This window comes from Gordonia ajococcus (assembly GCF_012974285.1).
Classification (GTDB): domain Bacteria; phylum Actinomycetota; class Actinomycetes; order Mycobacteriales; family Mycobacteriaceae; genus Gordonia; species Gordonia amicalis.
Genome location: NZ_CP052884.1, coordinates 891,868 through 913,498, shown reverse-complemented (window position 1 = coordinate 913,498; position 21,631 = coordinate 891,868). Strand labels below are relative to the sequence as shown.

Below are 21,631 nucleotides of genomic sequence, written 5' to 3'. Positions count from 1 at the left end.
TCATGTGCAGCTCAGACACCTTCACGGTCGAGGCCGGGAAGTCGTCGGTGCAGTGCGGACCGGACCAGAAGATGCTCGATGCGTTCCTGCGCAACGGGGTGTGGGTCCCGAACTCGTGCAACCAGGGAACCTGCGGCACCTGCAAGGTGCGCGTCGTGCGCGGAACCGTCGACCACCCACCGGCCCCGGACACGGTGCTGTCGATCGCCGAGCAGGAACAGGGTTTCGTGCTCTCCTGCCAGACCACGCCCGCCTCCGACGTCGTCATCGACCCGCCGGCCGAAGAAACGGGCTCACCACGACATGTGTTGCGCGACATCGCCGGAACCGTCGGTGCCGTCACTTCGATTGCCGACGACACCGTGTCGGTGACGGTACTCTTCGACGAGCCGCTGGAGTTCACGGCCGGCCAGTACGTCGAGCTGACGGTGCCGGGAACCGTTGAGACACGGCCGTATTCGATGGCCAATCCGCCGAGCGAACCCGACAAGCTCGAGTTCCACATCCGGCGACAGCCCGGCGGGTTGGCGACGGAGGGCTGGATCTTCGAGTCTCTGGACGTCGGCGACCCGGTCACGAATGTCCGGCCCGTGGGGCGATTTCTGCTACGAGCCGGAGGAGTCCGGCGTCGGGTTGGTCCTGCTGGTCGGCGGGACCGGCCTGGCTCCGCTGAAGGCCATCGCCCGGGCAGCGCTTCAGGACGACCCCGAACGTGAGATCCACGTCTACCACGGCGTCCGCACCCGGGCCGAGCTCTATGACGTCGACTTCTGGGAAGGACTTGCGACCACCTATCCCGCTGTCCGGTACATCCCGTGCCTGAGTCGCGAACAGTGGCCCGGGCGAACCGGATACGTCGGTGACGCGATGATGGAGGACCTTCCGTCCTGCCGGAATCACGCCGCCTATCTCTGCGGCCCACCCGCGATGGTCGAGGCGGGGGTCAAGGCACTCAAGCGCCGGCGCATTCCGCCGCGTCGTATTCGGCGGGAAAAGTACACCCCGGCCGTGAGTCTCGCCGCGGTGTGAGCCAAGCCGCGACCACTCTCCGCGTGCAGGTTTCCCTCCCGCCCAACCTGTTTCCCTTCCGCTTGTCGGATCTAATCAGCGGGAGGGAAACGGCTCCGCGGGAACGAAAACGCCCCGCCGGCACAAGCCGACGGGGCGAATCGCGTTGGTTTCGACGCGGCTCAACCAGCGGTGTGGGTGATCAGCGCAGCAGCGCGCGGCTCATGACGACGCGCTGGATCTGGTTGGTGCCCTCGTAGATCTGGGTGATCTTGGCGTCGCGCATCATGCGCTCGACCGGGAAGTCGCGGGTGTAGCCGGCGCCGCCGAAGAGCTGGACGGCGTCGGTGGTGACCTCCATGGCGACGTCGGAGGCGAAGCACTTCGACGCCGAGCTGATGAAGCCGAGGTTCTTCTCGCCACGCTCGGCGCGGGCGGCCGAGGTGTAGACCATGAGGCGCGCGGCCTCGACCTTCATCGCCATGTCGGCGATCATGAACTCGACGCCCTGGAACGAGCTGATCGGCTTGCCGAACTGCTTGCGGTCCTTGACGTATTCGATGGCCTTGTCGAGCGCACCCTGCGCGATGCCGACGGCCTGGGCGCCGATGGTCGGGCGGGTGTGGTCGAGGGTCTGCAGGGCGGTCTTGAAGCCGGTGCCCTCGTCGCCGATGATGCGGTCGAGCGGGATGGTGCAGTCCTCGAAGTACAGCTCCGCGGTGGGCGAACCCTTGATGCCGAGCTTCTTCTCCAGCGGGCCGACGGTGAAGCCGGGGTCGTCCTTGTGGACCATGAACGCGGAGATGCCGTTGACCTTCTTCTCCGGGTCGGTCACCGCCATGACGGTGTACCAGGTCGACTTGCCGCCGTTGGTGATCCAGCACTTGGAGCCGTTGAGAACCCAGTTGTTGCCGTCCTTGCGGGCGCGGGTCTTCATGCCGGCGGCGTCGGAACCGGCCTCGCGCTCACTCAGCGCGTACGAGGCCATGGCCTCGCCGGAGGCGATGCCGGGCAGCACCTGCTGCTTCAGCTCGTCCGAGCCGTTGAGGATCAGGCCCATGGTGCCGAGCTTGTTGACGGCGGGGATCAGCGACGACGAGGCACACACGCGGGCGACCTCTTCGATGACGATGCAGGCTGCGATCGAGTCGCCGCCCTGGCCGCCGAACTGCTCGGGGACGTGGATGGCGTTGAAGCCCGATGCGTTCAGCGCGTCGAGGGCCTCCTGCGGGAAGCGCGAGTTCTCGTCGACGTCGGCGGCGTGCGGCTCGATCTCCTTCTCGGAGAGCGCGCGGATCGCCTCACGCAGAGCGACATGCTCCTCCGGAAGCTGGAAGACGTCGAAGTCGGGATTTCCGAAACCCATGACAACTCCTCACGGCACGGGGTGCCAAATTGGTGGTTACTTACCAGTGCATCACGGCACTCAGTGCCATGTCAACGCGCCGCGACACAGCGGGAATGCCACCCACGTCATCGATTCTCCTCGCCGGGTCCGGCGTTGTCCCGAACCTGCCCCAGATGCTCAGGGTTTTCGCAGCTCATCGGCCACACGACGGGCCACCTCGTCCGGCGACGTCCCGGCCGGATAGGTCACGACGGTGACCTGCTGCTGCAGCAACTCGGGATCGCCCACGGCACCGCCCACCGAGCCTCGGGCACCGAGTGCCACCGCGATCCGGGCGAGCTCGCGGCGCAGGCGTTCGAGGGTCGCGTCGGCGTCACCGCGGATCATCTGCCGGAGCAGATAGTTGTGGGTGCCGGTGATCGCCGCGACGTAGGCCACGATGTGCACCGGCGGCTCGTCGGGCAGTCGCCGACGCAGGAACTCCTCGAAGGCGCCCTGGTAGCGGTAGGTGGTGACGAGCTCGCGATCACGCAGCGCCGGGACCTCCTGCACCACCTGGGCGCGCCGGACGGCCAGATCGCGGTCCCGTTCGAAGTGCCGGAACACCACCTCGGCCGCAGCACACACCGCCGACCAGGGATCCCCGACGTACGACGCCAGGGTGTCGTCGACCTGACCCAGCAGGGACTCGTGATCGGCGAAGATCACGTCCTCCTTGGACCCGAACTGCCGGAAGAAGGTGCGACGGGACATCCCGGCGGCCGACGCGATCTGCTCGACCGTCGTCGACTCGTAGCCGTGTTCGCTGAACAGCCGGATCGACTCGGCGACGACGCGCATGCGGAAACCCGCGCTGTCGACATCGGCAACTGACATGGGTCAAGTATCACCACATGAGCGCCCGCACGGGCGCACCACCCGAATCAGTAGCCGGCCGAACGATGTTCCCGGCGCCCGAATGCACCGGTCGGCCGCGGGCTCACGTCGAGGCCGGCGTCCGCCCGGAATCCACGACGCGGCCCGAGACGCGACCGTTTGCCCGCGAGGTCCCGAGCAGTGGCCGATTTTCGACTCGGATTGGGTTGCTGCGACGCCCTATTCGGCGCGGGCACGGTCACGCAGCTCGCCCTTCAGGACCTTGCCGGTGGGGGTACGGGGGAGTTCGTCGGCGAAGATGATGTCGCGCGGCACCTTGTAGCCGGCGAGCAGTCGACGACCGTGCTCGATGAGCTCCTCGCCGGTCAGCGTCGCACCCGGCTGCAACAGGACGTAGGCACGCGGTCGCTCTCCCCACTTCTCGTCCGGTACACCGATCACCGCGACGTCGACGACGGCGTCGTGACTCACCAGCGCCTGCTCGACCTCGATGGTGGAGATGTTCTCACCGCCCGAGATGATGATGTCCTTGGCGCGGTCGCGGAGCTGGATGTAACCGTCGGGATGCATGACGCCGAGGTCGCCGGTGTGGAACCAGCCGCCCGCGAAGGCCTTTCGGGTCTCGTCCGCGTCGCGGAAGTATCCGGCCATCACGTTGTTGCCGCGCAGCACGATCTCGCCCATGGTCTCGCCGTCGGCGGGTACATCGACCAGCGGCACCTGCTCGGGCACCACCACGCGGGCCGTCTCGGCCTGCACCATCCCCACGCCCTGGCGGGCGAGCTTCGCAGCGCGGTCGGCGGGTTCCAGTGCGCTCCAGGCTTCTTGATGCTCACAGATGGTGTACGGGCCGTACACCTCGGTGAGGCCGTACACGTGGACCACGGTCACGCCGATCGCCTCGAGGGCACCGATCACGGTCGGCGACGGCGGCGCACCCGCGGTGGTGATGTGCAGCGGACGGTTCAGAAGATGCGCCCGCGGCGAGCCGACGATGGTGGTGCAGACCGTCGGCGCACCACACATGTGGGTGACGCCGAGATCGTCGATGGCGTCCCAGATGGCGTCCGCGCGGACGGCCCGCAGACAGACGTGGGTGGCACCGGCGTGGGTCACCGCCCACGGCGTGCACCAGCCGTTGCAGTGGAACATCGGCAACGTCCACAGGTAGCGCGACGACCCGGTGAACTGGTTGTGGAAGGTCTCCCCGAAGGAGTTCAGGTAGGCACCCCGGTGGGTGTACATGACGCCCTTGGGTTTACCGGTGGTTCCCGACGTGTAGTTGATCGAGATGATCGCGTTTTCATCGTCGACCGTCCAGGCGATCGGCGCCGGATCGAGGTCGTCGGCGGCGGTCAGGTGGTCGTCGTAGGAGACGAGGCCGTCGATGCCGGCGTCGACGACGGGACCGGGGGTCACACCGAACTCGGGGTCGGCGATCTCGACGACCGTCTCGACCTCGGGCACCTGCCCGATGATCGCAGAGACGGTGTCGCGGAACTCCGCGTCGAAGTAGAGGGCCTTGGCCCCGGAGTGCTGGAGGATGTAGACCAACTCGGGTCCGGCGAGCCGCGAGTTGAGTGCGACGAGGACGCCCCCGGCGAGCGGCACCGCGTAGTGCGCGATCAGCATCTCCGGGATGTTGGGGGCCAGGTAGGCCACGCGGTCCCCCGAGTGGATCTTCGTGGCAAGGACGCGAGCGAGGCGCTGCACGTGGTCGGCGAACTCGGCGTAGGTGAGTCGACGCTGCCCGTAGAGGATCGCCGCGCGGTCGGGGAAGACCGCCGCCGAACGCTCCAGGAAGCGCAGCGGGCTCAGTTCGGAGCGGTTGGCCCCGCCCCATTCCGTGGTCGACGGGCCCGTGCCCGTCGCAAATGCATCGGGCGTGGAGACCGACATCGTTCCTCCGTTTTCTCGCGACCGTGCGACCGGGCCCGAGGTTGTGACGGCCCGTACGTGCGACGGCGATCTAGGGTACTGATCACATCGAAACGCCTGCACCCTCCGAAGAGGGGGTTCGAGCCCGACACCGTGACCGGATCGGTGCACGCACCGCGCGGATAGCGGGCACCACAAAATGTGGGACGGAGCCCGGTGCACTACGTACGGTGGATCCATGGCAACTCCCACTGAGAGTCCCACCCCGTCGCGACCCACTCCGATCGCCAAGGAACCAACCGTCGATGATCCGGTCGCCCCGGCCGAAGTCTCCGCCGACGACGAACTGTCGGCCGACGAACGGGCGTTGCTCGTCGACAACCTCCGGTTCGTCCTCGACGGACGCTGGCGTGCCACCCGGGAAACGGTCCGCGAGAACTCCAACCGAGCCGATCTGCTGCCCGACCCCTCCCGCACGCTGGAGGAGGCACGCGCCCACACCCTCGAGGTGATGCGCGAACTCGCGTCGCAGGGCTTTGCTGCGGCCGGCTTCGCGTCCGACCACGGCGGCACCGGCGACATCGGCGCCTCCATCACCGCCATCGAGATGCTCGGATATGCCGACCTGTCGCTGATGGTGAAGGCCGGCGTGCAGTGGGGGCTGTTCGGCGGTGCCGTGGAGAACCTGGGCACCAAGCGCCACCACGACAAGTACGTACCGGGCATCATCAACATGGACATCCTGGGCTGCTTCGCGATGACCGAGACCGGTCACGGCTCCAACGTGCAGGCCATCGAGACCACGGCCACCTACGACCGCGACGCCCGCGAATTCGTCATCCACTCCCCCACCCCGTCGTCGCGCAAGGACTACATCGGCGGGGCGGCCGAACACGCCCGCTTCGCCGCGGTCTTCGCCCAGCTGATCACCGGCGGTCCCGACGAGGAGCCCGAGGGACGTGGCGTGCACTGCTTCGTCGTGCCGATCCGCGACGAGGACGGCAACGATCTGCCCGGCATCACCACCAGCGACTGCGGCCACAAGGGCGGTCTCGACGGTGTCGACAACGGCCGCATCATGTTCGACAACGTGCGGGTCCCGGCGGAGAACCTGCTCAACCGCTACGCCGACGTGGCCGAGGACGGCAGCTACAGCTCGCCGATCGAGAACATCAACCGTCGCTTCTTCACGATGCTCGGCACCCTCATCCGTGGACGCGTGAGCGTGGCCGCAACCGCGGGTGCGGCGGGCCGCAAGGCATTGACCCTCGCCACCCGTTACGGCCTGATCCGCAAGCAGTTCGAGGCGCCCGACGCCACCGACGAGATCACCGTCATGGACTACCTGGGCCACCAGCGAAAGCTGTTGCCCCTGATCGCGAAGTCGTACGCCATCGCGTTCACCCAGAACGAGATCGTGGCCGAACTGCACGAGGTCCAGTCGGTGGCGCCGGACGATTCCGACGCCGGCCGGCAACGCCAGCTGGAAGGACAGGCCGCAGGCCTCAAGGCCTACGCGACCTGGCACGCCTCACATTCGATCAACGTCAGCCGCGAGGCCTGCGGCGGCGCGGGATACCTGGACGAGAACCAGCTTTCGATCATCCGCGGCGACATCGATGTGTTCACCACCTTCGAGGGTGACAACACGATCATGATGCAGCTCATCGCCAAGGAACTGCTGTCGTCGTATTCCGATGACGTGCAGGGCCTTTCGGCGGGCGGATGGGTCCGTTTCATCGCCGGGATGGCGCGCGACGTGGTCGCCGAGAAGACCGCCGTCCGCCAGGTGGTGCAGACGCTGCTCGATAGCTCCGACGAGGACACCGAGAAGTCGGCGCTCACCGACCGGAGCACGCAGATCCGGTTGTTTCGCAACCGCGAGGACCACCTGGTGCGCACGTGTGCGCAGCGGTTGCGACGTGCGCTCGACGACGAGAACGACGCCTTCGACGTCTTCAACAACGCGCAGGACCACCTGCTGAAGGTCGGGCACGCGCACATCGAGCGGGTGGTGCTCGAAGCGTTCGTCGAGGCGATCGAGAACTGTGATTCACGTTCTGCTGCAGAACTGTTGGGCAAGGTGTGCGACCTGTTCGTGTACTCCGCGCTCGAAGCCGACCTGTCCTGGTTCATGATGCACCGGCACATCTCGGTGGAGCGGGCCAAGGCGGTCCGGCGCGGTGTGAACGAGCTGTGTCAGGAACTGCGCCCGCACGCACGTTCGCTGGTCGACGCCTTCGGCGTCCCCGAGGAACTGCTGCGTGCGCCGATGCTCGAGAACGGCTGACCCGACCACCTGCGCGACCCGGCATCGATCCGACCCCACCGCGTCCGGCCTGTACCCGCACAGGCCGGGCGCGGTTTCTTCGATGTTCGGGTTTGAATTGTCACAACCCGGGCACACTGCTCCCGACGCCGCTGTGAAAACACCCGCCGCGACGTGACCCGGACGGTCTCGCACTGCGCCGCTGGGTCGACTCGGCCCAGGACGTGGACGCGAATCGTCCTGGGAACAGAGCACACTCGTCGCCGACAGGGGTTCGCTGCTTCGCGCGGCCACTGCGATCAACACTGCCCGCAGAAAGCCCGTCGTCGTCGACGCCTCTCGCTGGCTCGCCGCCCACCCAACACGACTGTCAGGGGAATCATGTTCCGCCACACCGATTACATGCAGTTCGACGTCAAACCCGAGAAGCCCGACCCCGTTTACGCGCGCAAGCTGCAGGAGCTGCTCGGCGGCGCCTTCGGCGAGATGACCGTGACGATGCAGTACCTCATGCAGGGCTGGAACTGCCGCATGAAGGGCAAGTACAAAGACCTGATCATGGACATCGCGACCGAGGAGATCGGTCACGTGGAGATGATCGCCACGATGGTCGCCCGCCTCCTCGAGGGCGCTCCGGTGACCGACTCCACCGCCAACGCCCTCGGCGATCCTGTGGTCGCCGCGGTCCTCGGCGGCAGCGATCCCACCCAGGCCGTCTTCTCCGGTGGCGGCCCGCGCCTCGCCGACAGCAACGGCGTGCCGTGGAACGCGGGCTACATCGTGCACAGCGGCAACCTGCTCGCCGACTTCCACGCGAACGTCACGGCCGAGGCGCAGGGTCGCGTCCAGACCGCGCGACTGTGGCACATGACCGACGACCCGGGCGTGAAGGACATGCTGCGGTTCAACCTGGCCCGCGACACCTATCACCAGAACCTGTGGCTGAAGGCCATCGAGGAACTCAAGGCGGACGGCCTCGAGGGCACCATCGCCCCCGACGACCTGTTCGACGAGGAGTTCAGCGAGCACGCGAGCACGCTGTGGCATCTGTCGGACGGTGCGGACTCGGACAAGGGCGGCTGGGCGAGCGGTCCCACCCCTGACGGGAAGCACGAGTTCAAGTTCCTCGCCGATCCGCAGCCCCTCGGCGACCGCCAATCCGGCCCGCCGCCGGATCCGAAGCTCTATGCGACCTACGATGGCGCCATGGGGACCCCGCAGAAGCCGAAGTTCGGCACTGAGAAGGGTGTCATGGGCAAGATCAAGGACGTCGTCGATCCCGATCCGACCGGATAGAGACCCGTCGCCGGTGCGGCAGGCCGCGGACTCCCCGAGCGTTCGCGGCCTGCCGTGCCGACGGCGGTGTCGCCCGATCTACGGAGGTGCCATGACCGACCTGCCCGACCTCATCACGACGCCGTTCCGCTGGCTCGGTGCGCTGCGGCACGCGCGGGTGTTCCATCCCGACGGTCTGCTGTGCGGGGGCCAGGCGTCGGTCTCCGGGGACCACCCGCTGCCCTTCCGCTCCGGGCCGGTCACGGTCCGTCTGTCGAAGGGAATCGGCACCCCGGGCGGCCTGCCCGACATCGTCGGCGTGGCCGTGCGGTTCCCCGCCTCGGCCCCGACGAACGTCCCGGCCGACGCCCCGACGCCGGCGAAGGGCACCGGCCACGCCGCGTCCGGCGCATGGGACCTGTTGCTGGCCGGACCGGCACCGCTGTCCGGCCGCCTCCCCGTCCCGCTCCCGGCCACGCACTGGGCCCCGACCGCCGTCTCGAGCCTCACGCCCTACCGATACGACGGCGAGCTGTACTGGATTCGTGCCCGCATCATCGAGCCGACCGGGCCGTCCGGTCTGGATGTCGAGGATCTCGCCGCGTGCCTGCGCACCAAGCGGCCGGTCGTGATCATCCTCGAAGCCGGGTGCAGGCGATTCGTTCCCCTGGCCCGGATCGAACTCGACCACGTGCTGACCGGGCTCGACATCGACTTCGATCCGATCCTCCACCGTCCCGACGGGGTCGAGTTCGCGCCGTCATGGCTGGGTGACCTGCGTCGACGCGCCTACCGCGACAGCCGAAAGGGACGTCACTCGGTGGTGTCCTGATCCTTCTCCTCGGATCTTCCGGACTCGGGCTCGCCGGCGTCCGCTTTCCGGCCAGAGGGCGGTAGCCCCATCCGCACGGCGGCGTGGGCCTGCGCGAGTTCACTGCGGAACACCTCGACGTCCCGGGCCCAGGCCTGCGCGAGTTTCCCGGAGGTCAGCCGCACCCCCACACCTTTCCGGCGTCGCGGCACACCGTGGAGTTCACCGAGCGCCGGAGCACTCTCCCAGTCCTCGGGCGTCGGCGAGTTGTTGGGCGGGTAGATCTCCTCGATGTCGGCGAGCGGGGTCGTCACCGCGCCCTGACGCAGCGTCGTCTCCGTGAGTTCGACGCTGACGTGTCGTCGCGCCGCGGTCACCTGGACGAGCGAGAAACCGAACAGGATCACGAGGAAGATGATCAGGACCGGCCAGTGCACCTGTCCAGGTCCGACGATCTCCATGACGAGGACCGCGAGGACGAGCGCGGGACCGATGAGGACCACCCACCTGCTCCCGCCGGGTTCGTAGAACAGGACCTCACCCGGATCCGTTCCCGGATCGGATTCGCCGGGTTCGGTTCCGTCGACCGGGTCTGGCGCCTCGTCGGTCACGGCTTCTTCTTGCGCTGTGTGCGCTGCTTCTTGGGTTCGGGCGCCTTGCCCGTGTACCAGGTCTCCGAGTCCGGCCGGTAGGCCAGCAGCGACCCGAAGAGACCGATGATGGCGGCCAGCAGTGCCAGGGCGAACACCGGCGATCCGAGGCCGACGCTGAGGAACAGCAGCATGGCAACGACGACGAGCGTCAGCGCCGACAGGGACGACCGCCACCGGGCATCACCGGTGAACGCCTTGCTGCCGAGCAGGATGTAGGCGACACCGACGAGCAGGACGAGTATGCCGAGCATCGCCGAGGCCATCGACCCGGAGTCGTCGACCGCGGACAGCACCACGACGAGGACACCGAGAAGGGCCAGGAGCGCTCCCGACACCACCCAGCACCGGTAGGCCCAGACGACGAGTTTCGGACGCTTCGCCGGGTCGGGACTTGTCACTGCTTCTTCGGTCCTTCGCTGTCGGAGTCGGTGTTCTCGGGGTTTGGGCTCTCGGGCTTGCGGAGGTCGGGTGTTCCGGCGCCGCCGGCCTCGGATGACCCGCCGCGGGCGGCGGCCTCGGGTGAACTGTCACCATACGGTGTGTCACCGGGCTGTATCCCCGGCTGTGACGGGTTCTGGCCGTAGGGGTACTGGCCGTACGGGTTCTGGCCATACGGGTTCTGGCCGTACGGGTTCTGGCCGTACGGGTTCTGGCCGTAGGGGTTCTGGCCGTACGGATACGGCGGTGCGGGCGGCGGCACCGGCCGGGGCTTGCGCTCTTCCGCCATGCGCCGGCAGTACTTCTCGGAGTCGGCGCGCATCAACAGCACGGTCGCGCCGAGTGCGGCGACGCCGCTGATGACCAGGGGCACCATCGCCCACGCCGGGTCGGTGTCGCCGAACAGGGAGAAGACCAGGTTGACGACGATGTAGACACCCATCGCACCCAGCACGATGCGGGCCCAGTTGTAACCCTTGCGCGTGAACCACACGACCAGCGCGGTGATCGCGGTCAGGAACACCGACATCGCGACGAGGATCCCGATGACGAAACCCGACGACGTCATGAACTGCAGCTGGTCCTCGGAGACGCCGTTCGGCGGGTTGTCGCGGACCTGATCACGGACGAGGTCGACGAAGGTGCCCGTCTGCGCGAACAGCGCGACGACCTGTCCGACGACGACCACCGCCCACAGTTCGACGGCGATCGAGATCGAATCCGGGATCCTCGGGCGCAGCTCCGCGTCGGACTCTGACGAGGCGCGCATCGGGTCGAACGGTGCGGACATGGCACCAGCCTAGTGGGACGCGTCACCGGCCCGCGCACACGTCCGGCGAGGTCCCGTGCGGAAGGGTCAGGACAGCCGGTTCGCGACCTCGGTGGCCCAGTAGGTCAGGATGACCGACGCTCCGGCACGGCGGATCGAGGTCAGCGACTCCAGGATCGCGGCGTCGCGGTCGATCCAGCCCCGCTCCGCGGCGGCCGTGATCATCGCGTACTCACCGCTGATCTGATAGGCGGCGACGGGGACGTCGCTCATCTCGGCGACATCGAGCACGATGTCGAGATAGCTCATCGCGGGCTTGACCATCACCATGTCGGCGCCCTCCTCGAGATCGAGGCGCACCTCCCGCAGCGACTCGATCCGATTGGCCGCGTCCTGCTGATAGGTGCGTCGGTCGCCCTGCAACGACGAGCCGACCGCCTCCCGGAACGGCCCGTAGAAGGCCGACGCGTACTTGGCGGAATAGGCCAGGATCCCGGTGTCGGTGAAGCCCTCGGCGTCGAGTGCGTCGCGGATGGTGGCGACCTGGCCGTCCATCATCCCGCTCGGCCCGAGGAGCTGGGCCCCGGCGCGGGCCTGCGCCAGCGACATCGACACGTAGCGGTCGAGGGTCACGTCGTTGTCGACGCGTCCACGGCCGTCGAGCACGCCGCAGTGCCCGTGGTCGGTGAACTCGTCGAGGCAGGTGTCGGCCATGAGGACCGTCGAGTCACCGAGGTCGTCGGTCAGCGCGCGCAGTGCCCGGTTGAGGACTCCGTCCTCGGCGTCGGCACACGAGCCGGCCGCGTCCTTGTCCTCCGGACGGGGCACGCCGAACAGCATCAGACCGCCGACGCCGGCCTCGACCGCCTCCGCCGCGGCGGCGCGCAGCGAGTCCAACGTGTGCTGCACGACGCCGGGCATCGACGAGATCGGCTTCGGCTCGTCGATGCCGTCGGCGACGAACATCGGCAATACGAGTTGCCTTGGCGCGAGGGTGGTCTCGGCGACCAGCCGACGCATCGCCGGCGTGGTGCGCAACCGGCGGGGACGGATCACGGGCGGCATGTCGTCTCCTTCGTCTCCCGGGCCCTTCGAGGCTCGTCGACTTCGATTCACTCCTTCGTCGCTCACTCAGCCCGGCGGCTATCGCTCCTCACACCTCAGGGAGCAGGGCGGTCACGAACGCGATCGACGGGACTTCTTGCGCGGCGGGGGCAGTGCGCCCTCGGCACGGAGCCGGGCGGCGTGCTCGGCGAGCGCGTCGACCAGTTCGAGGACCGAGGCGTTCTCCGGCTGGACGTCCACGCGCAGACCGAATTCCGTTGCGGTCTCGGCGGTCTTGGGGCCGATGCACGCAACGATGGTGCGCGCGTGCGGCTTTCCGGCGATGCCGACGAGGTTGCGGACCGTCGAGCTCGAGGTGAAGCAGACCGCGTCGAAGCCGCCAGTCTTGATCATCTCGCGGGTCTCGGCGGGCGGCGGTGCGGCGCGCACGGTGCGGTACGCGGTCACGTCGTCGATCTCCCAGCCGCGGTCGCGCAGCCCCTCGGAGAGGGTCTCGGTGGCGATGTCGGCGCGCGGCAACAGGATTCGGTTGACCGGATCGAACACGTCGTCGTAGGGCGGGAACTCTTCGAGCAGGCCCAGCGAGCTCTGCTCACCCGACGGCACGAGTTCGGGGTTGATACCGAAGGAACGCACCTTGTCCGCGGTGGCCTCGCCGACGCAGGCGATCTTCACACCGGAGAACGCACGGGCGTCGAGTCCGAACTCGGCGAACTTCTCCCACACGGCGCGGACCGAGTTGGTGGAGGTGAACACCACCCACTGGTAGCGACCGTCGACGAGTCCCTTGACCGCGCGCTCCATCTGCGCGGGACTGCGCGGCGGCTCGACTGCGATCGTGGGCACTTCCTTGGGCATGGCGCCGTGGCTGACGAGGCGGTCGCTCATGTCACCGGCCTGATCCTTGGTGCGCGGCACCAACACGGTCCAGCCGTAGAGGGAACGCGACTCCCACCACGAGAGCTTGCCACGCGAACCGACGACCTTGCCGACGGTCACGACCAGCGGTCCGGTCAGTGCGTTGCCCTGCTCGTTGAGGGTGGCGAGGGTGGCCTCGATGGTGCGCTGAGCGCAGGTGGTGCCGTTGATGGTGATGGCCGCAGGGGTCTGCGGCGCCATCCCGTGCTCGGTCAGCGCGCTCGCCGTCTCGGCCAGGTGGCCGGAGGTGGCGTGCAGGACCAGCGGGCCCGGGGCGGCGGCCAGGGCGGCCCAGTCGACCTCGCCGCGCACGTCGGCCTCGGTGTGGGTCGAACCCAGCGGCATGCCGGCGTAGCTCGGGACGACCGAGGCGGCGGGCAGGCCGGGCAGCACCTCGAAGGTGACCGAGTGCCGGGCCACGGCGTTGACCTCGGCGAGCACCGAATCGGTGGTCAGCGGATCGCCGGCGACGACGCGGACCACGTCGTCACCGTTGCGAGCGGCGGCCACGAGGGTCTTGGCGACCTCGGTCGGGTCGCCCAGCGCCGGACGAACCACCGACTCCTCGTCGGACTGGCCGGCCTCGGGTGCGGCCGCGGCGGTGGTGCCGTCGGACGACGCGGTGCCGGCGGCGTCGGTATCGGCTTTCTCGTCCGCCTTGTCTGCCTTCTTGGCCGACCGGCGGGTGTTCGGTGCGGGTTCTTCGCGGTGTGCGCTGCCGATCAGCGACACCACGGCAGCCGGCACATCGGGATCGATGTAGGCCGTGGTCGCATTGATGATCACGGTGCGCGCCCGCACGGTGAGCAGATCGGGATCACCTGGACCCGACCCCACGAACAGGATCCGTCCGGGATTTGCCTTCTTCGTACGGCTCATGGGTTCGCACTCTCCTGCCCTCGCGTGGAGGGCTGCAGTTCGTTCTCTGCTAGGGAGAGTTGACGAGTTCGCCCGCTCCCAGCTCCAGCAGTTCGGCGGCGAGATCATTACCCAGTTGGACGGCCCGATCGACCGGGCCCACCACCGAAGCGCGGATCACATCGGATCCGTCCTCGGCCGCCACCGCCGCACGCAGCGACAGTTCGGCGAAGATGCGCCCGTCCTCGTCGATCGACTCGACCACCTCGGCGATCGCTCCGACCGGTGCGGTACATCCGGCTTCGAGAGCCGCGAGCACCGACCGTTCGGCCTCGATGGCCGCCCGGGTGGACGGGTCGTCCAACTCGGCGAGTATTCTCACCAGTTCGGCATCGTCTGAGCGGCACTCCACAGCGAGAGCACCCTGCGCCGGAGCCGGCAGCATGACGACCGGATCGAGCGCTTCGGAGACCACTTCGGTCCGTCCGATCCGCACGAGGCCGGCGCGGGCGACCACGACTGCGTCGAGTTCGCCGCTGGCGACTTTGCCCAACCGAGAATCTAGGTTGCCTCTTAGGGGGCGGATTTCCAAACCGAGACCCAATGCTTTAAGCTGTGCCGCCCGGCGGGGCGCCGAGGTGCCGACCACCGACCCCGGCGGTAGCTCCCCGAGCACCAGCCCGTCCCGGCTGACCAGCGCATCTCGCGGGTCCACGCGGGTCGGGACGGCCGCGATCGTGAGGTCGTCCTCGGGAGCGGTCGGGAGGTCCTTGTAGGAGTGCACCGCGACGTCGACCTCGTCGTTGCGGAGTGCGACGCGGATGGCGGTGGTGAAGACCCCGACGCCGATCTCGGCGACCGGTGCGGCCGACGCGTCACCGGCGGTCTTGATGATCACCAGCTCGGCCGGGTGCCCGGCGTCGGTCAGCCCGTCGGCGATGGTCTGGGCCTGGGTGGTGGCCAGCAGGGAACCCCGCGTACCGACCCGGATCGGCGCGGTTCGAGTTTCGCTCATCGGTCACCCTGCTCGCCGGCCGAGTCCGTGGTCCCCAGCCGATCGGGCGCCGAGACCGACTCTGCAGCACCTGGTTTGAGCTCGAACAATTCGCGCAGCGCCTCCGCGTAGTGGTCACCGTTGGGAGTCGACGCCAGCTGCTTCACACGCACCGTCGGTGCGTGCAGGAGCTTGTCGACGACGCGTCGGACGGTCTTGGCGACCTCGTCGCGCTGATTGTTCTCGAGGTTCGGGAGCCGGGTCTCGAGACGCAGGATCTCGGCCTCGACGACGTCGGCGGCGCGCTGACGGAGCGCTGCGACGGTCGGCGTGACCTCGGCCTGACGCTGATGGGTCAGGTAGTCGGCGAGCTCGGCGGCGACGATCGACCGGGCCGCGAGCGTGTCGTTCTCGGCGGCCTGGGTCTCCGAGTCGCCGCGCAGACCCTCGATGTCGACGACGTGCACACCGGGCAGGCGGGCCGCGGCCGGATCGACGTTGCGTGGCAGCCCGAGGTCGCAGATCACCATCGGCGTGGTATCCCCGCGGAGGTTTCGCTCGGCGAGAGCCGAATGCACGGCACCCACACTGACCACGGAGCCGACCGAACCGGTACAGCTCACCACGACGTCGGCGGCGGCCATGGCGGCCGGCAACTGGTCGAGGCCCACGCCGTGCACGGTGATGCCGTGGTTGGCGGCGATGTTGTCGGCCAGGTGGCGCGCATTCTCGACCGTGCGGTTCACCACGGACATCTCGGTGACGCCCTCACGGGCCAGCTGGGCGGTCGCGAGACCACCCATGGCGCCCGCACCGACGACCACCGCGGTGCGCAGGCGGTGCGCCCCGGTCGCGGGATCGGTCAGCAGCGACTTGGCGCGATGCAGGGCCACCGACACCACCGACGCGCCGGCACGGTCGATGCCGGTCTCGGTGTGCACCCGCTTGCCCACCCGCAGCGCCTGCTGGGCCAGTTCGTGCAGGACACGTCCGGCCGAGTCGTTGGCGTCCGCGCTCAGGTAGGCGTTGCGGATCTGGCCGAGGATCTGCTGCTCGCCGACGACGAGCGAGTCCAGGCCCGCAGCCACCGTGAAGAGGTGCTCGACAGCGGCCTCGGAGTAACGCACGTAGGCGTGCCGGGTCATGTCGTTGACGGTCATGCCCGAGTGGTCGCCGAGGACCTCGCCGACCGCCTCGAGAGCCGGGTGGAACGCGTCGACGACCGCGTAGATCTCGACGCGGTTGCACGTCGACACCACCATGGCCTCGGAGATCGCCCGTGACGAGAGCAGCTCGTCGACCAGCTTCGGACGGTCGTGGTCGGAGACCGCCAACCGCTCGAGCACCTCGACCGGCGCACTGCGGTGCGACACCCCGAACAACAGAACACTCACGCTGTCACCGTTTCTTCACCCATTGCGTTTCCGCGGCGCCCATCGGCCGCCTTCACCTCGCGAGGCGCACCGACGTCGCTGCGTGAGGAGATCTTGAGGTCGTTCCGTGGGGCCTGTGTCGTGCCACGGGATGCCTGGAACGCCAACACCTGTAGTTCCAAGGCTAGATCAACTTGTCTGACGACGACATCCGCCTCCGTCGTCAGGGCCACCGGGGTGACGTTGAGCACCTGCCGGATCCCGGCGCCGACGAAGGCATCGAAGGCACTTCGGGCGTCCTCGTCGGCGGTGGCCACGACACCGATCTCCACCGCGGGCTCGACCTCGGCGCAGACCGACGCGATCTCGGTGAGCGGGGCGATCCGCGGCCCGCCGACCTCGAACGATGTGCCCGCGAGGGCCGGATCGGCGTCGAACATCGCCGCCACGCGGAACCCACGACCGAAGCCGGTGTGGGCGAGCAGGGCACGTCCGAGCTGCCCCGCACCGGCGAGGGCGACCGTGTGGATGCTGTCCGTGTGCAAGGTCATCGAGATCCGTGCGGTGAGACGACCGACGTCATATCCGACGCCGCGCACACCGTTCGCGGCGACGTAGGAGAGGTCCTTGCGGAGGATGGCCGGGTTCACGCCGGCCGCGGTGGCCAGTTCCCCGCTGGAGGCCACCAGGATGCCGCGCTGACTGAACGAGCGCAGGACGTGCAGATAGGTGGCCAGCCGGGCCACTGTGGGCGCCGGAATGTCCGTTGCGACCTCCGGGGCCGGCGGTGGCAGTGCGGACGCGGGAGGCTCGGCGTCGCCCGGCTTCTGACGATCGGCGCCCACGCTCACCTCCACTCCCCTTCACACACCACGACCCATCGAGGATACAACCCCCTGTGAAACTCTTCACATGGACCCTCATGATTCGCCGGGCTGTGTTAGACATCATCGTTTCTACGCGATGGCGGATCGTCGCCGGACCGGCCGGTTCAGCCCTGACGGGTGAGGTCGGCGCGTAGTCGGGGCTCGTCGACCTCCCAGTAGCTGTGCTCGTCGCCGTCGAGCAACACCACCGGCAGCCGGTCCCCGAATTCCGCACGGATCTCGGGGCGGCCGTCGGCCGCGGCGCGGTCGACGTCGACCTCGGTGAACTCCACTCCGAGCTCGCCACAGATCCGCGTCAGATCGCGACGAGCAGTCGCACACATCTGGCATCCCTCACGGGTCAGCAGTTCGACGGTCATGCCGACCATCCTCCCAGCGCTGCCTGTCGCCCACGACGCGACCCCGATCGCCCACGCCCGGCCGTACCCACACGACTGCACGCTGTCCGACTGGTCCGTGTGAGACGCCTCCGAGGGGCCGGCCACGCTCGCCTCGAGGCGATTTCCGGCGGTTCCCCGAGGACCTGAGACGCCGGGCATCCACCTCACCGGCGACGAGGGGCGGTCCGGCTAGGCTGGTCCGCGCAGGCAGTGCTGGCGCCAAGCGTGGGAGGTGGGCAGTGGGCAAGACCCCGAGCCCGGGAGACGAGCAACCCGACAACACACCAGATGGTCCTGCGCACGACACCACCGGACCGGATGCCCTGGGTGACGAGAGCTTCGCCGCCACCCCGCTCGACACCGGTGACGACTGGGAGTCGCAGGCCGCGCGCATCGATTTCGACGACGACTTCGACGAGGACGCCGAACTCCACGACCTCACCGACGACGAGTCCAACCGGGTCACCACGTGGATCTCGCAGCGTGCCTCCGCGGCCACCGGCCGATTCCGCCAGACCGCGCACGAGCTCCGCCAGACCCTCGCCGGCGAGGCGAGCGCGAAGGCCGCCGTCGATTCGCTCCGGCTGCGCGAACCGTCCGACGTCGAGCCCACCGAGACCCCGCGGGACCTGACCGCGGCCGCCTTCTTCGACGTCGACAACACCCTCGTCCAAGGCGCGTCGATCGTGCACTTCGCCCGCGGTCTCGCCGCACGGAAGTACTTCACGTACAGCGACATCATGGAATTCGCGTGGACCCAGGCGAAGTTCCGGATCACCGGCAAGGAGAACGCCCGCGACGTCGCCGAGGGCCGGGACAAGGCGCTGTCGTTCATCGCCGGCCGGCAGACCTCCGAGCTCGCCGAACTCGGCGAGGAGATCTTCGACGACTACATCGCCGACAAGATCTGGCCCGGCACACGCGCTCTCGCACAGCGACATCTCGACGCCGGCCAGCAGGTGTGGCTGGTCACCGCGACACCCGTCGAGCTCGCGCAGACCATCGCCGGCCGACTCGGACTCACGGGTGCGCTGGGCACGGTCGCCGAGAGCGTCGACGGCGTGTTCACCGGACGCCTCGTCGGCGACATCCTGCACGGGCCCGGCAAGGCCCACGCGGTGCGCGCACTCGCCATCCGCGAGGGCCTGAACCTCAAACGCTGTACCGCTTACTCGGATTCACACAACGACGTCCCGATGCTGTCGCTGGTGGGCAAGGCCGTCGCCATCAATCCCGACACCGACCTGCGCGACGTCGCAAAGGTCCGCGGATGGGAGATGTACGACTTCCGGACAGCGCGCAAGGCGGCGAAGTACGGTGCCGGTACCGCCATCGTGCTGGGAGCCGCCGGTGGCGGTGCCGCGGCCGCCGCACGATTGCTGCGGCACCGCTGACCGAGCCTCGTCGCGGCGCCGGTGACCGCACCCGGAGAGACCCCCACCCCGGAGAGGACCCCCATGACCGACGAGACCCTCACCGATCTCCGAAGCAGCGCAGTCGAGACCGGGACACCCGACACGCTCCGCACGCTCGAGCAGCGCGTGTTGTGGCTCGCGACGTCGATGATCCACCACGCCAACCGGGTTCGGCCGAATCCGTCTGGACTCAAGGTCGGTGGACACCAGGCGTCGTGTGCCTCGATGGTGTCGATCATGACCTCGCTGTGGTTCTCCCAGTTGCGGCCGGGCGACCGGGTCTCGGTGAAACCGCATGCGTCACCGGTCCTGCACGGCATCAACTATCTGCTCGGTGGGCTCGACGAGTCGTACCTGACGACGCTGCGGGAGTTCGGTGGACTGCAGTCGTATCCGAGCCGCACCAAAGATCCCGATGCAGTGGACTATTCGACCGGATCGGTGGGAATCGGTGCGACCGCACCGATCTGGGGCGCAGTGGCCCGCCGCTATCTCGACACGACGATCGGTGGCCCCGATGCGGTTGCCGCCGACCGCCGTTCACCCACCGTGCTCGCCCGGCAGTACTCGCTCGTCGGTGATGCCGAACTCGACGAGGGCGCGGTCTGGGAGGCGATCCTCGACCCCTCGGTGGCCGAGCTCGGTGAGATCGTCTGGATCGTCGACCTCAACCGCCAGTCGCTGGACCGGGTGGTCCCCAACATCGCCGCCGGGCGCCTCGAGGCCATGTTCGCCGCCGCCGGATGGCAGGTGATCATGGTGAAATTCGGCCGGCTGCTGGAGGAACTGTTCGACCGCCCGGGTGGGACGGCGCTGCGCGCGCGCATCCTCGACATGCCGAATCCGGAGTATCAGCGGCTGTTGCGATGCGACGCCGACGAGGTCCGTGTACGTCTGCCCGGATCGGGTCCCGACGCGAATGCCGTCGCGACGCTGATCGCCGACGTCGACGACGAGACGCTCCTGAAGGCGATCCGCAATCTCGGCGGACACGACCTCGATGCCCTGATGGGCGCCTACGCGCAGATCGTCGACACCCGTCCGACGGTCATCCTCGCCTACACCATCAAGGGCAACGGCCTGCCGATCGAAGGCCACCCGCAGAACCATTCCTCACTGCTCACCGTCGATCAGTACGACGAGCTGGCGGCATCACTGGGGCTCGACCCGGCACACCCGTGGGGCCGGTTCGACGAGGGCACCGACGAGGCCCTGCTGTGCGCACAGGTGGCCGAGCGACTCCGGCGCCGGCCCGTTCCGCTCACCACACCGCCCGCCGTTCCGGTCGACACCGGAAAGACACCGTCGGGAACGTCGACGACGCAAGCGGCACTGGGCCGTACGCTGTTGGCCCTGTCCCGCGAGGCTCCCGAGGCGTCGGCCCGGGTGGTCACGGTGAGCCCCGACGTCAGTTCGACGACCAACCTGGCCGGCTGGTTGAACAAGGTCGGGGTGTGGTCGCCGGACGAGCGGCGCGACTGGTTCGCCGACGACGCGGAGACGATCATGCACTGGCGGGAACGCCCGACCGGCCAGCACATGGAACTCGGTATCGCCGAGACGAATCTGGCGGGCCTGATCGGCGAGCTCGGCGCCACCTGGAGTCGTTGGGGCGAACCGCTGTTCCCGATCGGCGTGCTCTACGACCCGTTCGTGGAACGCACCCTCGAGCCCTGGTCGTACGGGATCTACGCCGGCGGGCAGTCGATCCTGGTGGGCACGCCGTCCGGCGTCACCCTGGCCGCGGAAGGCGGAGCGCACCAATCGATCACGACGCCATCGATCGGCCTGGAGCAACCCGGCTGCGTCAGCTACGAACCCGCCTTCGCGGTCGACGTCGAATGGACGCTGTTGTCGTGCATCGGAAAGCTCGGACGTCCGGACGGGACCTCGTCTTATCTGCGCCTGTCCACCCGCCCGGTCGATCAGCGACTCGCCGCGGTCCCCACCGACGCGGCGGCCCGCGAACGTCGTCGACGCCAGGTGGTCGCCGGCGGATACCTGTTGCGCCGGAGCGAATCCCCACAGGTCACACTGGTCGGGATGGGGGCGGTGATCACCGAGACCCTCGCCGCCGCCGACCGACTGGGTGCACAGGGTGTGGCCGCCGACGTCGTGTGCGTGACGAGTCCCGGACTGATCTTCGAGGCACTGCAGGCCCGCCGCGGACTCGCCGACGGACCGTCGTGGATTCTCGACCAGGTGTTCCCGGCCGGCCGCGCGGCACCGATGGTCACCGTCCTCGACGGGCACCCGCACACGCTGGCCTTCCTGACGGGTGTCAACAACGTGCCCGGCGCGGCGCTCGGCGTCAGGCGATTCGGTCAGGTCGGCTCGCTCGAGGACGTGTACCGCCTCCACGGCATCGACACCGACTCGATCGTCCGCGCCGCGCTCGACCTCACCCTCTGAAACC

At 68.5% G+C, this 21,631-nt stretch carries 17 protein-coding genes and 1 pseudogene; 6 read left to right on the top strand and 12 right to left on the bottom strand.

All coding sequences use genetic code 11. The annotated features are described in order from the left end of the window. Positions 1-2 precede the first annotated feature (2 nt). Positions 3-1,029, top strand: a pseudogene (locus GAA2_RS04160) (2Fe-2S iron-sulfur cluster-binding protein). 181 nt (positions 1,030-1,210) lie between these two features. On the opposite strand, the gene GAA2_RS04155 reads toward GAA2_RS04160, so the two are convergent. The 3 genes from GAA2_RS04155 to GAA2_RS04145 all read right to left on the bottom strand — a co-directional run bounded on the left by GAA2_RS04155 (position 1,211) and on the right by GAA2_RS04145 (position 5,131). After that, positions 1,211-2,374 (bottom strand): acyl-CoA dehydrogenase, encoded by a 1,164-nt coding sequence (locus GAA2_RS04155; RefSeq protein ID WP_096273182.1) that lies wholly within the window; start codon positions 2,372-2,374, stop codon positions 1,211-1,213. Positions 2,375-2,533: 159 nt separating this feature from the next. Further along, positions 2,534-3,232, bottom strand: a complete 699-nt coding sequence (locus GAA2_RS04150) for a TetR family transcriptional regulator (RefSeq protein WP_096273180.1) — start codon at positions 3,230-3,232, stop codon at positions 2,534-2,536. A 219-nt stretch (positions 3,233-3,451) separates the two neighbouring features. Further along, positions 3,452-5,131, bottom strand: a complete 1,680-nt coding sequence (locus GAA2_RS04145) for an AMP-binding protein (protein WP_159406259.1) — start codon at positions 5,129-5,131, stop codon at positions 3,452-3,454. Positions 5,132-5,348: 217 nt separating this feature from the next. Between GAA2_RS04145 and GAA2_RS04140 the strand changes: the two genes are divergently transcribed. The 3 genes from GAA2_RS04140 to GAA2_RS04130 all read left to right on the top strand — a co-directional run bounded on the left by GAA2_RS04140 (position 5,349) and on the right by GAA2_RS04130 (position 9,486). Continuing rightward, positions 5,349-7,400 carry an acyl-CoA dehydrogenase gene (locus tag GAA2_RS04140; RefSeq protein ID WP_191834746.1) on the top strand — a complete coding sequence of 684 codons (2,052 nt, stop codon included), beginning with the start codon at positions 5,349-5,351 and terminating at the stop codon, positions 7,398-7,400. A 360-nt stretch (positions 7,401-7,760) separates the two neighbouring features. Further along, on the top strand, positions 7,761-8,675 hold the full coding sequence (locus GAA2_RS04135; protein WP_006437567.1) for a manganese catalase family protein: 915 nt from the start codon (positions 7,761-7,763) through the stop codon (positions 8,673-8,675). Positions 8,676-8,766: 91 nt separating this feature from the next. Further along, positions 8,767-9,486 carry a hypothetical protein gene (locus tag GAA2_RS04130; RefSeq protein ID WP_096273174.1) on the top strand — a complete coding sequence of 240 codons (720 nt, stop codon included), beginning with the start codon at positions 8,767-8,769 and terminating at the stop codon, positions 9,484-9,486. Here the strand turns inward: GAA2_RS04130 and GAA2_RS04125 are convergent. From GAA2_RS04125 to GAA2_RS04085, 9 genes are all read right to left on the bottom strand, one after another. Further along, positions 9,468-10,076: a hypothetical protein gene (locus GAA2_RS04125; protein WP_024500048.1), complete on the bottom strand. Its 609-nt coding sequence runs from the start codon at positions 10,074-10,076 to the stop codon at positions 9,468-9,470. The two genes, GAA2_RS04130 and GAA2_RS04125, sit on opposite strands and share 19 nt — an antisense overlap. Beyond that, positions 10,073-10,516, bottom strand: coding sequence for a hypothetical protein (locus tag GAA2_RS04120; RefSeq protein WP_006437564.1), 444 nt, complete (start codon positions 10,514-10,516; stop codon positions 10,073-10,075). The genes GAA2_RS04125 and GAA2_RS04120 overlap by 4 nt, the downstream gene beginning before the upstream one ends. Continuing rightward, positions 10,513-11,346, bottom strand: coding sequence for a hypothetical protein (locus GAA2_RS04115; protein WP_096273172.1), 834 nt, complete (start codon positions 11,344-11,346; stop codon positions 10,513-10,515). The genes GAA2_RS04120 and GAA2_RS04115 overlap by 4 nt, the downstream gene beginning before the upstream one ends. A 66-nt stretch (positions 11,347-11,412) precedes the next feature. Continuing rightward, positions 11,413-12,390: a porphobilinogen synthase gene (hemB, locus tag GAA2_RS04110; protein ID WP_006437562.1), complete on the bottom strand. Its 978-nt coding sequence runs from the start codon at positions 12,388-12,390 to the stop codon at positions 11,413-11,415. 111 nt (positions 12,391-12,501) lie between these two features. Then, positions 12,502-14,187 (bottom strand): uroporphyrinogen-III synthase, encoded by a 1,686-nt coding sequence (locus GAA2_RS04105; RefSeq protein ID WP_006437561.1) that lies wholly within the window; start codon positions 14,185-14,187, stop codon positions 12,502-12,504. Between the two features lie 49 nt (positions 14,188-14,236). After that, positions 14,237-15,181, bottom strand: coding sequence for a hydroxymethylbilane synthase (gene hemC, locus GAA2_RS04100; protein WP_006437560.1), 945 nt, complete (start codon positions 15,179-15,181; stop codon positions 14,237-14,239). After that, positions 15,178-16,554, bottom strand: a complete 1,377-nt coding sequence (locus GAA2_RS04095) for a glutamyl-tRNA reductase (RefSeq protein WP_006437559.1) — start codon at positions 16,552-16,554, stop codon at positions 15,178-15,180. Before GAA2_RS04095 ends, hemC begins: the two co-directional genes overlap by 4 nt. Continuing rightward, positions 16,551-17,378, bottom strand: a complete 828-nt coding sequence (locus tag GAA2_RS04090) for a redox-sensing transcriptional repressor Rex (RefSeq protein ID WP_006437558.1) — start codon at positions 17,376-17,378, stop codon at positions 16,551-16,553. Before GAA2_RS04090 ends, GAA2_RS04095 begins: the two co-directional genes overlap by 4 nt. A 146-nt stretch (positions 17,379-17,524) precedes the next feature. Then, positions 17,525-17,779, bottom strand: a complete 255-nt coding sequence (locus GAA2_RS04085) for a glutaredoxin family protein (RefSeq protein WP_006437557.1) — start codon at positions 17,777-17,779, stop codon at positions 17,525-17,527. 260 nt (positions 17,780-18,039) lie between these two features. On the opposite strand from GAA2_RS04085, the gene GAA2_RS04080 reads away from it, so the two are divergent. Continuing rightward, positions 18,040-19,194 (top strand): HAD family hydrolase, encoded by a 1,155-nt coding sequence (locus GAA2_RS04080; protein ID WP_006437556.1) that lies wholly within the window; start codon positions 18,040-18,042, stop codon positions 19,192-19,194. A gap of 63 nt (positions 19,195-19,257) precedes the next feature. Beyond that, on the top strand, positions 19,258-21,627 hold the full coding sequence (locus GAA2_RS04075) for a transketolase-like TK C-terminal-containing protein (RefSeq protein WP_096273170.1): 2,370 nt from the start codon (positions 19,258-19,260) through the stop codon (positions 21,625-21,627). The last annotated feature ends 4 nt before the right edge of the window (positions 21,628-21,631 follow it).